Source organism: Pseudomonas pisciculturae (assembly GCF_015461805.1).
GTDB lineage: Bacteria > Pseudomonadota > Gammaproteobacteria > Pseudomonadales > Pseudomonadaceae > Aquipseudomonas > Aquipseudomonas pisciculturae.
The window spans coordinates 39,181-51,636 of sequence record NZ_JACVZE010000006.1 but is presented as its reverse complement, the minus strand read 5'-3'; the positions used below and the strand labels follow the sequence as shown (position 1 = coordinate 51,636).

The 12,456-nt window shown below is 61.0% G+C and carries 13 protein-coding genes; 9 read left to right on the top strand and 4 right to left on the bottom strand.

Translation table 11 applies throughout. The features are described from left to right. Nucleotides 1-30 precede the first annotated feature (30 nt). Genes ICY20_RS17340 through ICY20_RS17325 form a run of 4 tightly spaced genes read left to right on the top strand, consistent with a single transcriptional unit; the run spans nucleotide 31 to nucleotide 4,059 of the window. Entirely contained in the window at nucleotides 31-813 is a 783-nt protein-coding gene (locus ICY20_RS17340) for a sugar phosphate isomerase/epimerase family protein (RefSeq protein WP_194938109.1), read from the top strand. Further along, the gene (locus tag ICY20_RS17335; protein WP_194938108.1) at nucleotides 806-1,747 is read left to right on the top strand and encodes a sugar kinase; all 942 of its coding nucleotides are present in this window, start codon (nucleotides 806-808) and stop codon (nucleotides 1,745-1,747) included. Before ICY20_RS17340 ends, ICY20_RS17335 begins: the two co-directional genes overlap by 8 nt. A 45-nt stretch (nucleotides 1,748-1,792) precedes the next feature. Next, nucleotides 1,793-3,085 carry an MFS transporter gene (locus ICY20_RS17330; RefSeq protein WP_159959093.1) on the top strand — a complete coding sequence of 431 codons (1,293 nt, stop codon included), beginning with the start codon at nucleotides 1,793-1,795 and terminating at the stop codon, nucleotides 3,083-3,085. After that, nucleotides 3,082-4,059, top strand: coding sequence for an NAD(P)-dependent oxidoreductase (locus ICY20_RS17325; RefSeq protein ID WP_194938107.1), 978 nt, complete (start codon nucleotides 3,082-3,084; stop codon nucleotides 4,057-4,059). The genes ICY20_RS17330 and ICY20_RS17325 overlap by 4 nt, the downstream gene beginning before the upstream one ends. 135 nt (nucleotides 4,060-4,194) lie before the next feature. Here ICY20_RS17325 and ICY20_RS17320 read toward each other — a convergent pair whose 3' ends face one another. Further along, nucleotides 4,195-5,820 (bottom strand): methyl-accepting chemotaxis protein, encoded by a 1,626-nt coding sequence (locus ICY20_RS17320; RefSeq protein WP_159959089.1) that lies wholly within the window; start codon nucleotides 5,818-5,820, stop codon nucleotides 4,195-4,197. 237 nt (nucleotides 5,821-6,057) lie between these two features. Between ICY20_RS17320 and ICY20_RS17315 the strand changes: the two genes are divergently transcribed. The 3 genes from ICY20_RS17315 to ICY20_RS17305 are packed head-to-tail and all read left to right on the top strand — an operon-like array spanning nucleotide 6,058 to nucleotide 8,516. Then, nucleotides 6,058-7,485: a nucleobase:cation symporter-2 family protein gene (locus tag ICY20_RS17315; protein ID WP_194938106.1), complete on the top strand. Its 1,428-nt coding sequence runs from the start codon at nucleotides 6,058-6,060 to the stop codon at nucleotides 7,483-7,485. A gap of 12 nt (nucleotides 7,486-7,497) precedes the next feature. Then, on the top strand, nucleotides 7,498-7,959 hold the full coding sequence (locus ICY20_RS17310) for an LEA type 2 family protein (RefSeq protein ID WP_159959086.1): 462 nt from the start codon (nucleotides 7,498-7,500) through the stop codon (nucleotides 7,957-7,959). Nucleotides 7,960-7,964: 5 nt separating this feature from the next. Next, entirely contained in the window at nucleotides 7,965-8,516 is a 552-nt protein-coding gene (locus ICY20_RS17305; protein WP_159959084.1) for a GNAT family N-acetyltransferase, read from the top strand. Nucleotides 8,517-8,627: 111 nt separating this feature from the next. On the opposite strand, the gene ICY20_RS17300 is transcribed toward ICY20_RS17305, so the two are convergent. Then, nucleotides 8,628-9,554, bottom strand: coding sequence for a carbon-nitrogen hydrolase family protein (locus ICY20_RS17300; RefSeq protein WP_159959082.1), 927 nt, complete (start codon nucleotides 9,552-9,554; stop codon nucleotides 8,628-8,630). A gap of 81 nt (nucleotides 9,555-9,635) precedes the next feature. Here ICY20_RS17300 and ICY20_RS17295 point away from each other — a divergent pair, with 81 nt between their 5' ends. Continuing rightward, nucleotides 9,636-10,529, top strand: coding sequence for a LysR family transcriptional regulator (locus ICY20_RS17295; protein ID WP_194938105.1), 894 nt, complete (start codon nucleotides 9,636-9,638; stop codon nucleotides 10,527-10,529). Here ICY20_RS17295 and ICY20_RS17290 read toward each other — a convergent pair. Beyond that, nucleotides 10,522-10,776, bottom strand: a complete 255-nt coding sequence (locus ICY20_RS17290) for a hypothetical protein (protein ID WP_003190904.1) — start codon at nucleotides 10,774-10,776, stop codon at nucleotides 10,522-10,524. The genes ICY20_RS17295 and ICY20_RS17290 overlap by 8 nt on opposite strands. Before the next feature lie 163 nt (nucleotides 10,777-10,939). On the opposite strand from ICY20_RS17290, the gene ICY20_RS17285 reads away from it, so the two are divergent. Next, a complete protein-coding gene (locus tag ICY20_RS17285) occupies nucleotides 10,940-11,260 on the top strand; it encodes a DUF883 family protein (RefSeq protein WP_032887039.1) in 321 nt (106 codons plus the stop codon). 33 nt (nucleotides 11,261-11,293) lie between these two features. Here the strand turns inward: ICY20_RS17285 and ICY20_RS17280 are convergent, their stop codons facing one another. Continuing rightward, complete coding sequence (locus tag ICY20_RS17280) at nucleotides 11,294-12,331, bottom strand: Ldh family oxidoreductase (protein WP_194938104.1); 1,038 nt, start codon at nucleotides 12,329-12,331, stop codon at nucleotides 11,294-11,296. Nucleotides 12,332-12,456: the final 125 nt, after the last annotated feature.

The following is a 12,456-nucleotide window of genomic DNA, read 5'->3' as shown; positions in this document are numbered from 1 at the left end:
AAATGAAACCGGTTTCAGAGGTAAACAACAATGCACAAATACCCCGTCTCCATCAGCCTCTCCAGCTACGGCGCCGATTGGGTCCGCCTGCAAGGCCAGCTCAGTTTTGTCGAGTTGCTCAAAGCCGCCGGTGCTCAACGCATCGAATGGCGCGAAGAGTTACTGACCACTGAGCAACCTGCCGAGCTGGCCCAGGCCGCTGCGCAACATCACCTCGAATCGGTGTTTTCATCGCCTCTGGAGCTGTGGGTCGCCGGCCGCGCCCAGCCCAATGCCGAACTCGCCGCCACCCTCGACCGCGCCCAGGCCTTTGGTGCGCGCTGGCTCAAAGTCTCCCTCGGCTATTTCACCGACACCAACGACCTGGAAAGCCTGCACGCCCTGCTCGCCCGTCACCCGGTGCAATTGCTGGTAGAAAACGACCAGACCCTGCACGGCGGGCGCATCGAGCCGATGCAGCGTTTTTTCACCGAAGTTGAACGCCTGGGTTTGCCCGTGAAGATGACCTTTGACATCGGCAACTGGCAGTGGCAAGACCAATCCGCCCTCACCGCCGCGCGGCTGTTGGGCCGGCATGTGGACTACCTGCATTGCAAGGCCGTGGCCCGGCGTGCGGATGGCAAGCTGGTAGCGCTGCCGCCCGGCGCCACCGACCTGCATCTGTGGGAACAACTGCTCAAGCATATGACTCAAGGGATAACCCGGGCGGTGGAATTCCCGTTGCAGGGCGATGACCTGATCGCGGTCACTGCGCAACAAGTCGCCACCCTCGCCGTCCTTGGCCAACCTCGCGTGGAGAGTGCCCATGTCTGAAATCGATATTCTTTCGTTCGGTGAAACCATGGCGATGTTTGTCGCCGAGCAGACCGGTGATTTGGCCCAAGTGGCGCAGTTTCACAAGCGTATTGCAGGCGCCGACAGCAATGTCGCCATCGGTCTGTCGCGATTGGGTTTTAACGTCGCTTGGCTGAGCCGAGTGGGCAACGATTCGCTGGGGCGGTTCGTCGTCGACACACTGAAAAAGGAAGGCCTGGACTGCCGGCACGTGGCCGTCGACCCGCTGCACCCGACCGGCTTCCAGTTCAAGTCCCGGGAAGAGGCTGGCGCCGACCCGCAGGTCGAATATTTCCGCAAGGGTTCGGCAGCCAGTCACTTGTCCATTGCGGCGATCAGCCCGGCCTTGCTCAACGCCCGCCACTTGCATGCCACCGGTATTCCGCCAGCACTGTCGGAGGCGACCCGTGAGCTGTCTGTGGAGCTGATGACGCAGATGCGCAAAGCCGGGCGCAGCGTGTCGTTCGACCCCAATCTGCGCCCATCACTGTGGGCTAACGAGCAGACCATGATCCGCGAAATCAACGCCCTCGCCGGCCTGGCCGATTGGGTCTTGCCGGGTCTGGGCGAAGGCCGTTTGCTCACCGGTTTCGATGACCCGGCCGACATCGCCGCGTTCTACCTCGACAAAGGCGCTGAAGCCGTGGCCATCAAGCTCGGCCCGGACGGCGCCTACTTTCGCACGCAGATGGACAAGGGCTTTATTGCCGCCGTGCCGGTGGCCAAGGTGGTCGATACGGTCGGTGCCGGCGATGGTTTCGCGGTCGGCATGATCAGTGCCCTGCTGGAAAACCTCAGCTTCCCCGAGGCGGTACAGCGCGGCAACTGGATCGGCAGCCGCGCCGTGCAAAGTCGCGGTGATATGGAAGGCCTGCCCACCCGCTCAGAATTGCCCGTTCGATCTGTTGCATAACCCACACCCTGTTGCCACAACTACAACAAGCTCAGGAGCAACCCCATGGAAACCGTGAAACTCGCCACCCGTCGTTGGTGGTACATCATGCCCATCGTCTTTATCACCTACAGCCTGGCCTACCTGGACCGCGCCAATTACGGCTTCGCCGCCGCCTCCGGCATGGCCGAAGACTTGATGATCACCCCCGGCATGTCGTCGCTGCTGGGGGCGCTGTTTTTCCTCGGCTACTTTTTCTTCCAGGTGCCGGGGGCGATCTATGCGCAAAAGCGCAGCGTCAAAAAGCTGATTTTCGTCAGCCTGATCCTCTGGGGCGGTTTGGCTACGCTCACCGGCGTGGTCTCCAACGCCTACATGCTGATCGTGATTCGCTTCACGCTCGGCGTGGTCGAAGCGGCGGTGATGCCGGCGATGCTGGTGTACCTGTGCCACTGGTTCACCCGCGCCGAACGCTCCCGCGCCAATACCTTCCTGATCCTCGGCAACCCGGTGACCATGCTGTGGATGTCGGTGGTCTCGGGCTACCTGGTGCAGCATTTCAGCTGGCGCTGGATGTTTATCATCGAAGGCTTGCCCGCCGTGCTGTGGGCCTTTATCTGGTGGAAGCTGGCCGATGAGCGCCCCAAGGACGCCAAGTGGCTCAGCGACAGTGAAAAGCACAACCTGGAAAGCGCCCTCGCCGCCGAACAGGTGGGTATCAAGGCAGTGAAGAACTATGGCGAAGCGTTTCGCTCGCCCAAGGTGATCATCCTCGCGTTGCAGTTCTTCTGCTGGAGCATCGGCGTGTACGGTTTTGTGTTGTGGCTGCCGTCGATCCTCAAGGCCGGTTTGCAGATGGACATGGTCGAGGCCGGCTGGCTGTCGGCGCTGCCGTACCTGGCGGCGGTGATCGGCATGTTGGTGGTGTCGTGGGGCTCAGACAAGCTGCAAAAGCGTAAACGCTTTGTGTGGCCGCCGTTGCTGATCGCCTCCATTGCGTTCTACGCCTCCTACGCCCTGGGTGCCGAGCACTTCTGGTGGTCGTACACCTTGCTGGTGATCGCCGGCGCCTGCATGTATGCGCCTTATGGGCCGTTTTTTGCCATCGTCCCAGAGATCCTGCCGGCCAACGTTGCCGGCGGTGCCATGGCGCTGATCAACAGCATGGGCGCCCTCGGTTCGTTTGGTGGCTCGTACCTGGTGGGTTACCTCAATAGCAGCACCGGCTCGCCTGGCGCCTCGTACCTGCTGATGAGTGGTGCGTTGCTGCTGTCGGTGGTGCTGACGATTTTCCTCAAGCCCGGCGCCAGCGACCGCTCGCCGGCGCCCACCCTCGAATTGAAGGTCAAGACCGCATGAAAAAGTCTGTCGTGTTGTACAAGAAACTCTCCGCGCCGTTGATGGCCCGCTTGCATGAACACGCCGAGGTCACCCTGATCGAAGCGTTGGACGACACCGGCCTGGCCAAACTGCGCGACGCCCTGCCCAGCGCCCACGGCCTGCTGGGCGCCAGCCTGCGCCTGGACGCCAAGCTGCTGGACCTCGCGCCGCAACTTGAGGCCGTGGCGAGCGTCTCGGTCGGCGTCGATAACTACGATATCGACTACCTGACCGGGCGCGGCATCCTGCTCAGCAACACTCCCGACGTACTCACCGAAACCACGGCCGACACCGGTTTTGCGCTGATCCTGGCCACTGCCCGCCGTGTGGTGGAGCTGGCCGACATGGTGCGCGCTGGCCAATGGAACAAAAACATCGGCCCGGCGCATTTTGGCAGCGATGTACACGGTAAGACCCTAGGCATTATCGGCATGGGCCGTATTGGTGAAGCGCTGGCCCAGCGTGGGCATTTTGGCTTTGGCATGCCGGTGCTCTACCACAGCCATTCGCCCAAGCCGTTGGTGGAGGCGCGTTTTGGCGCGCAGTACCGCAGCTTGAACGATCTGCTGCAACAGGCCGACTTCGTGTGCCTGACGCTGCCGCTCACGGCCGAAACCGAGAAGCTGATCGGCGCCGAACAGTTTGCGCTGATGGGCCCTGAGACGATCTTTATCAATATCTCGCGGGGCAAAGTGGTGGATGAAGCGGCGCTAGTGCAGGCGTTGCAAGAGCGCACGATTCGAGCGGCGGGGTTGGATGTGTTTGAGCGTGAGCCGCTGAATCATGACTCGCCGTTGCTGCGTTTGAACAACGTGGTGGCCACGCCGCATATCGGTTCAGCGACCCATGAGACGCGGGAGGCGATGGCTAAGTGTGCGGTGGATAATCTGTTGCAGGCGCTGGCTGGCGACAAACCCAAAAACTTGGTGAACCCTACTGCCTGGAAGCACTGACTCCTGACACCACATAAATCAAATGTGGGAGGGGGCTTGCCCCCGATGAGGGAGTGTCAGCTGGCATATTTTTAGCTGATACACCGCCATCGGGGGCAAGCCCCCTCCCACACTTTAATCGCATTTCAGATTGGGTTAGATAACAAACCTGGCCACCATCCCATTCAAATCCACCGCCAGGCGCGACAGCTCATGGCTGGCTGCACTGGTCTGATTCGCACCCGCCGCCGACTGTGTAGCCAGGTCACGGATATTCACCAGATTGCGGTCCACTTCACGCGACACCTGCGCCTGCTCTTCTGACGCGCTGGCAATCACCAGGTTGCGTTCGTTGATCAGGCTGATGGACTGGGTAATCTGCTCCAGTGCCACGCCCGCAGCGCGGGCCATTTCCAGGGTGTTCTGGGTGCGCTGATTGCTCTGCTGCATCGACTGCACCGCTTCACCGGTGCCGTTCTGGATGCCGGCGACCATCTTCTCGATTTCCTGGGTCGACTGCGCCGTGCGGTGGGCCAGGGCCCGCACTTCGTCCGCCACCACCGCAAAGCCACGCCCGGCTTCACCCGCGCGGGCTGCTTCAATGGCGGCGTTGAGCGCCAGCAAGTTGGTTTGCTCGGCAATCGCGCGGATTACGTCCAGCACCTTGCCAATATCGCGGCCTTGAGTCGCCAGGCCTTCGATCAGCACGGCAGTGTTTTGCACATCCTGGGTCATGGTCTGGATCGCGCCGACGGTTTCCACCACACGGTCGCGGCCTTCACGCGCCGCCTGGTTGGACTGGCCGGAGGCTTCGGACGTAGACACCGCATTGCGCGCCACTTCTTCCACCGCTGCCGTCATCTCGTTGACGGCCGTGGCAGCCTGGTCAATTTCATTGTTCTGTTGTTGCAAGCCCTTGGAGGCTTCTTCAGTGACGGCGCTCAGTTCTTCGGCAGCCGACGCCAACTGCGTGGCCGAGCCGGCGATGTGCTGAATGGTCTGGCGCAGGTTGGCTTGCATGGCGGCCAGGGCGTGAATCAAGCGCGCGGGCTCATCCTTACCGTCATCTTCGATGGTTTTGCTCAGGTTGCCACCGGCAATGGTTTCGGCAACCTCCACCGCTTTACGCAGCGGGGTGACGATGCTGCGGGTGAGTAGCCAGGCCAACAACACGGTCAGCAATGCAGCGGCGACGGAGACGGCAATAACGCCCGTAATCGCGCCCTCGTAGCTTTGCCCTGCTTCGGCGTCGGCTGTCTTGGCATCGGCCGCGTTGATGGCGATCAGCTTGTTCAACTGCTCGCCCATCAGGTCGGTGCCGTCCTTGATGCGGGTGTTGATCAGGGCACGCATGTCTTCGACCTTGCCTTGCCTGGACAGGGTCAGCATCTCGGCCTGGGCCTTGAAGTAGTTATCCAGGGTGGTGACGAAGGTTTTGTACAGCGCCGCCTCCTCGGTACCAGCAGGCAGCGCCGCGTAGCTGGCCTGGGCCGCCTTGACCTTGTCGGCCAGTGCACTCATGCGGGTTTCAGCTTCTTGCAGGGCGGCCGGCTCGCGGTTGACCAGCACGCGAAACGACAGGATGCGCAGGCGCAGCACGTTTTCGGTGATGATGCCCAAGGACGTGACACTGGGTAGCTGCGTGGCGCTCATGTCCACTGAAGACTGACGGATCTGTGTCATGCGGTTGACCGCAAACACCCCCAATAAAACCACTAACAACGCAATGAATGCGAAACCGAGAAACGCGCGTGGGGCGATATTCAGCTGACGAAGGGACATAGGGGGGATGCTCTTAGAAGGAGTGTTTGCGAGCGTCCCTGCCGCGAAACGATCAGTCGGTGTCAACGCACCGTTCTGACCTTTGGTCACCACTTTTGTAGTTGGTATGTGGGCCTATACGAGGTATCGGCAGGGGCTTGGCTTTAGCGCAGGGCTTTGATAAATATTTTTTTACACTTCTGACGACTGGCGCTTTCTGGCATTCTTCGCCTCCATTTTCTGACCCGAGCCCGCATTTTGTCTGACGCTCAAGCCCCCCGCCCCCGCTATAAATCCGACCTGATCTACGGCCTGGACGACCGCCCGCACTTTACCGCCGCGATTTTTGCTGCGCTGCAACACGTGCTGGCCAGTTTTGTCGGGATCATCACCCCCACCCTGATCGTCGGTGGCGTGCTGGGCCTGGAAAGCGAAGTGCCGTACCTGGTGAGCATGGCGTTGTTCGTGTCGGGGCTTGGCACCTTTGTGCAGGCGCGCAAATTCGGCCCTATCGGCTCGGGGCTGTTGTGCCTGCAAGGCACCAGTTTCTCGTTTATCAGCGTAATTCTCAGCGCGGGGTTCATGGTCAAGGCCCGAGGTGGCGGCACCGATGAGATCCTTTCGACAATTTTTGGCATCTGCTTTTTCGCGGCGTTTATCGAAGTGGTGCTCAGCCAGTTCATCGGCAAGCTGCGTAAGCTGATCACGCCAGTGGTGACCGGCACCATCATTACCTTGATGGGCTTGTCGCTGATCAAGGTGGCGGTCACCGACATGGCCGGCGGCTTTGGCGCCAAAGACCTGGGGGCCGCCGGCAACATGGGCCTGGCGGCATTGGTGCTGCTGACCATCGTGGTACTCAACCGCTTCAGCAACCCCTTCCTGCGCCTGGGCTCGATTGTGATCGGCCTGACCTTGGGCTTTGTGGTGGCCTGGATGATGGGCCGTGTGGATCTGGCAGCGTTGCCCCAGGTACCGTTGGTCAGCGTGCCGGTGCCCTTCAAGTACGGTTTTTCGTTCGACTGGGTGGCGTTTATCCCAGTGGCCGTGATCTTCCTGATTTCGCCGTTGGAAGCCGCCGGTGACCTGACCGCCAACTCGATGATTTCCCAGCAACCGGTCAAAGGCCCGCTGTATATCAAGCGCATCAAGTCGGGCCTGTTGGCCGACGGCCTGAACTCGGCCATGGCCGCGACTTTCAACAGCCTGCCGATGGTGACGTTTGCCCAGAACAACGGCGTGATCCAATTGACCGGGGTGGCCAGCCGCTATGTGGCCTACTTTATCGCCGGGCTACTGGTGCTGCTGGGTCTGTTCCCGATGATCGGCGCGGTGCTGCAATTGATGCCCAAACCGGTACTGGGTGGCGCCACCTTGATCATGTTCGGCACGGTGGCCGTGGCCGGTATCAAGATCCTCGCCGAAGCCGGGCTGCACCGGCGCAATGTGTTGATCGTGGCGATCTCCCTCGGCATGGGCCTGGGCGTCGCAGCCGTGCCGGAGGTGTTGCGCGACCTGCCCAAGGCGCTGCACAACATCTTCGAATCGCCGATCACCGTGGGCGCGTTCTGTGCAATCCTGCTGAACATTTTCCTGCCTGAAGAGTTCATAGAGCTGCAAGAAGATGAATTTGATCCGGAGTCCTCTACCCTCAAAGTGATGCAGGACCCGGACGTCACGAAATAGGAGCACCTTAAAATGCGCAAGCTCATGGTTCTATCGTTACTGCTGCTGACCTTGAGCGCTTGCGCGCTGTTCCCCAACCGTGACCCGGTGAACATCAATGTGGTGGGCATAGAACCACTGCAAAGCCAAGACCTCGAAGTGCGCTTCGCCGTGAAACTGAGGGTGCAAAACCCCAATGAAACGGCGATCAACTACAACGGCGTGGCCCTGGACCTGGAGGTCAATGGCCGGCCACTGGCGTCGGGGGTGAGTGATCAGAGCGGGAGCATCCCACGCTTCTCCGAGACCGTACTGATGGTGCCAGTGAGTGTTTCGGCGTTTTCTGTATTGCGCCAGACACTGGGCCTGAGCCAGACCCAAAGCCTGAATAACCTGCCCTACGTGCTGCGAGGCAAGCTGGCGGGCGGGCTGTTTGGCACAATGCGCTTTGTCGACCGTGGCACCCTTGACCTGCCCAACACAGCCACCTGGTAAACGCCATGCAACCTACTTTGTTTACCGAGCGCCTGATCCTGCGCCCGCTGGGCTTGGACGATGCCGAGGGCATCCAGCAGCACTTCCCCCATTGGGAGGTGGTGCGTTACCTCAATGCCCTGGTGCCCTGGCCCTACCCGGCCGATGGCGCCCGCGACTATCTGCAACACGTCGCCCTGCCGGCCATGGCGCGCGGCGAGGAATGGCACTGGTCGATCCGGCACAAAAGCGCGCCACATCAGTTGATCGGCAATGTCAGCCTGATGGATGAAGTGGACAACAACCGAGGGTTTTGGCTCGGCCCGCAGTGGCAGGGGCAAGGGTTGATGAGCGAAGCCAGTGTGGCGGTGACCGATTACTGGTTTGGCGTGCTCGGGCGGCCTGTGTTGCGGGTGCCCAAGGCTGCGCCGAATAAAGGGTCGCGCCGGATCTCGGAGCGTGAGGGGATGCGGTTGATCAGGACTGATGAAGGTCAGTTTGTCGAGGGTACCTTCTCACGGGATATCTGGGAGATGACCCGGGATGAGTGGCTAAAGTCCAAATCCCCCGGCCAATGAAAATCCAATGTGGGAGCTGGCTTGCCTGCGATAGCAATCCATCAGCCAAGAATGTGCCAGCTGACACGCCGCTATCGCAGGCAAGCCAGCTCCCACATTTTTTAACTGCGTTTACTCAGTGATATAGCGCACACCCGGCTTGGCCCGCTCATCCACGACCAGCTCAAACACATCCGGCCGGGCATAATGCCCCACCACGTCATAGTCATACCGAGCCCGCACCAAATCATCAGTATCGATCTGCGCAGTCAGCAACCCCGCCTCCCCCATCAACGGCCCGGCCAGAATGTCACCCATCGGCCCGACAATCACACTGCCCCCCGCAATCAACGGGCGTTGCGCCGGCCAGTTGGCAACCTGCACCCCCAATGCCTCGGGCGACGCCTGCACCTGACATGCACTCACCACGAAACAGCGCCCCTCATGGGCCACATGGCGCATGCTCACCTGCCACATCTCGCGCTCGTCGACCGTGGGCGCGCACCACACCTCGACACCCTTGGCATACATCGCGGTGCGCAGCAGCGGCATCATGTTTTCCCAGCACACGGCGCCGCCAATACGCCCGACCGCCGCATCGACCACCGGCAGTGTCGAGCCGTCGCCCTTGCCCCAGATCAGCCGCTCGGTGCCGGTCGGCATCAACTTGCGATGCTTGGCCACCAAACCGCCCATGGGTTCGAAATAGAGCACCGTGCAATAAAGCGTGCTGCCACTGCGCTCGATCACGCCGAGTACAAGACTTGCACCGGTACGTGCCGAGAGACCGGCCAAGGCTTCGGTCTCGGTGCCCGGCACATCGATGGCATTGGCAAAATAGCGGGCAAAGGCCTCACGACCTTCCGGCAGGCGATAACCCAATTGGGTGCCAAACCCTTCACCTTTTGGGTAGCCACCGAGCAGTGCCTCAGGCATCACCACCAGTTGCGCGCCGCTGCGGCTTATTTCGTGCTCATAGCTCAGGATCTGCGCCAGGGTTTGCGCCTTGCCATCAGGCAATGAGCCAATTTGCAGGGCCGCTACAGTCGATACAGGCATCACGATCACTCCGAAGTCAGGGGTTGCCCATTCTCCCGCCAGCCTCGATCATGAATAAAGCCCACTGCGCTGCTGAATGATATGAGCCAGATAAATATCGCCCAAGTCGATCTCAACCTGCTGAAAACCTTTGAGGCCTTGCACGACGAGTCCAGCGCCAGCCGCGCCGCCTTGCGCCTGGGCGTGACGCAATCGGCCATCAGCGCTGGCCTGCGACGCTTGCGCGAGCTGTATGACGATCAACTGTTCGTGCGCACCGGCCGTGGGCTGGCGCCGACCTTGCGCGCCAACCAGCTCAAACCGGTGATCAGCGAAGCGCTGGAGCGCTGTCGGCAGAGCCTGGCCATGGCCCATCCAGACAACCAGCAATACCAGGGCCGTTCGGTGGTATTGGGCTTGTCGGATGATTTCGAAATCGCTTACGGGCGCCGGCTGATGGACGAGATCGCCCGGCGTGCACCGAAGCTGCGGGTGATTTTCCGTCAGACCCACAGCCAGATCGTCGCCAGCGCGCTGCTGGATCGCACCCTGGACCTGGCAATTACCGCCGGTGGTTTTGCGCAAAACCGCTTGAGTCGCCAGGTACTGGGAGAAGGTGATTACCGCTGCTTGCTGGACGCCGACCAAACCAGCATTAGCCTGGATGAGTTCATCACCCGCGAGCATGTGCTGGTGTCATCCGGCGGGTTTATTGGCATCACCGACGAGGGTTTGGCGGCGCAAGGGTTGAGCCGCCAGGTGTGTGCGTCCACCAGCCACTTCGCCGCGTTGCCTTTCTTGCTCAAGGGCAGCCAGGCGGTGGCGACGATTCCCGGGCATGCGGCACTCGCTATCGCCCAGATGAGCGGCCTGCGCGTAATACCTTGCCCTCTGGCGCTGCCGCGCTACCCGGTGGAGCTGGGTTGGCGCACCCAGGCGCAGCGTGATCCGCTGTTGCTCAAAGTACGCGAAGCAATCGTGGCGAGTTTTACTTAGCCGCCGCCATCAATTTATTGACTTCACTGCGCACCATGTTGGAGAACTCCGGCGGCGACATGCCGTCGAGTTCTGCGCGCACCCACTCGGCCCACTTGCCCTTGCGCTTGGCGCGCTCGCCGAACAACCGCGCCGCTTCGCCCTTGGCCTTGCCCAGGTTGGTTTGCCACAGATCGTACAGGCGGGACTTTTCATCTTCCAGCTCGGCGCGTTCGGCGAGGGTCTTGTTGGCGAGATTGAAGCTCATGTTGAATTACCTGCTGCACAAATAGGCGACATCTTACACTGTAGGTCGAAATTTCCTGATTCGGTTTTTGCGCAAAACCGCTTGCCGGCAAAAAAACTGCAACTTTTGCCAGCGCCCGACACTCCATTGTTCACTGTCACATTCACCTGCAAGGAGTCACACAATGGCCCGCAAAACTGCCGCCCAAGCCGTCGAAGATCAAATCAAGGATCAAGCCTTCAGTGAGCTGACGGCGCTGATCGAAGAGTCGGACAAATTGCTCAAAAGCAGCGCCGCCCTGGTAGGCGAAGAAGGCGAAACCCTGCGCGAACAGGTTGCCATCAAGCTCAAGCAAGCGCTCGACTCGGTGTCCAACGTGCGTGAGCGCAGCAAGCCGGTGGTGGACGCTACCGAAACCTACATTGGTGGCCACCCGTGGCAGACCGTGGCGATTTCTGCCGGTTTTGGCCTGGTGGTAGGCCTGTTGCTCGGCCGTCGCAACTAAGCCGCCGGGGCTGCGCAATACGCGCAGCCCCGCTCAACCTTCAGCCAGCTCGCGCAGCAGCCTCAGGTCTTTCGCGTCAATCTCAATACCCGCCTCTTGCGACTTCGCCCGCGTGCGATGACGTCTATCTCCCGGCAAGCGCCGCAACCCTGCCGCATGCATCTGCCGCACCAGCTCCTGGCTGCGCTCGGCAAAGTTTTGCCCGGCGGTTTTACTGGGGTCGATCAGAATCACTAATTGCCCTGTCCATGGCGTGCGTGCGCCGGGGTGATCCGACCAATTGAACTCAAACGAGAAGTTGCCGCCCGTTAAGGCGGCCGCCAGCAACTCGACCATCATCGACAGCGCCGAGCCCTTGTGCCCCCCGAACGGCAGCAGTGCTCCGCCTTCCAATACAGCCTTGGGGTCTTGGGTCGGCTGGCCCAGGCTGTCGACCCCCATCCCCGGCGGCAGGCGTTCGCCTTTGCGCGCGGCAATCTGCACGTCGCCATGGGCGATGGCGCTGGTGGCCAGGTCAAACACAATGGGGGCACCGTCTGCCCGAGGCGCGGCAAATGCAATCGGGTTGGTGCCAAACAGTGGGCGGTCGGCGCCGTGGGGCACCACGCAGGTCATGCTATTGACCACGCTCAACGCCACCAGGCCTTCGTCGGCAAAGGGCTCGACATCCGGCCACAGCGCGGCAAAGTGATGGGAGTTGTGGATAGCCAGCAGCGCAATCCCGGCGCTGCGGGCCTTGCTCACCAGCAGTGCTCGTGCAGCTGCCAGCGCCGGCTGGGCAAACCCATTCGCAGCATCGACCCGCACAAAGCCGCTGGCAACGTCGTCAACGATCGGCACTGCCTTGCCATTGACCCAACCACTGTTCAACGTCGACACATAACCGGGCATACGGAACACCCCGTGGCTATGGGCACCGTCGCGTTCGGCACTGGCGCAGTTTTCGGCCAACACCTGGGCCACTGACTCAGACGTACCGTGCCGGATAAAGATCCGCTGCAACAGCATCGTCAATTTTTCATAGCTCAGGTGCGTGGTTGAAGAATCGTGGTCCAAAGACGATGCAGACATCGGTAGCTCCCTCTTAATTATTGGAATGGGCACTGCGGACGATCAATCGGCAGTCACGATTAAACAGGGTTTCTCACGTGGCTGTCGACCACGACGCGCAGCCCGACGCATCAGACATATCTAAT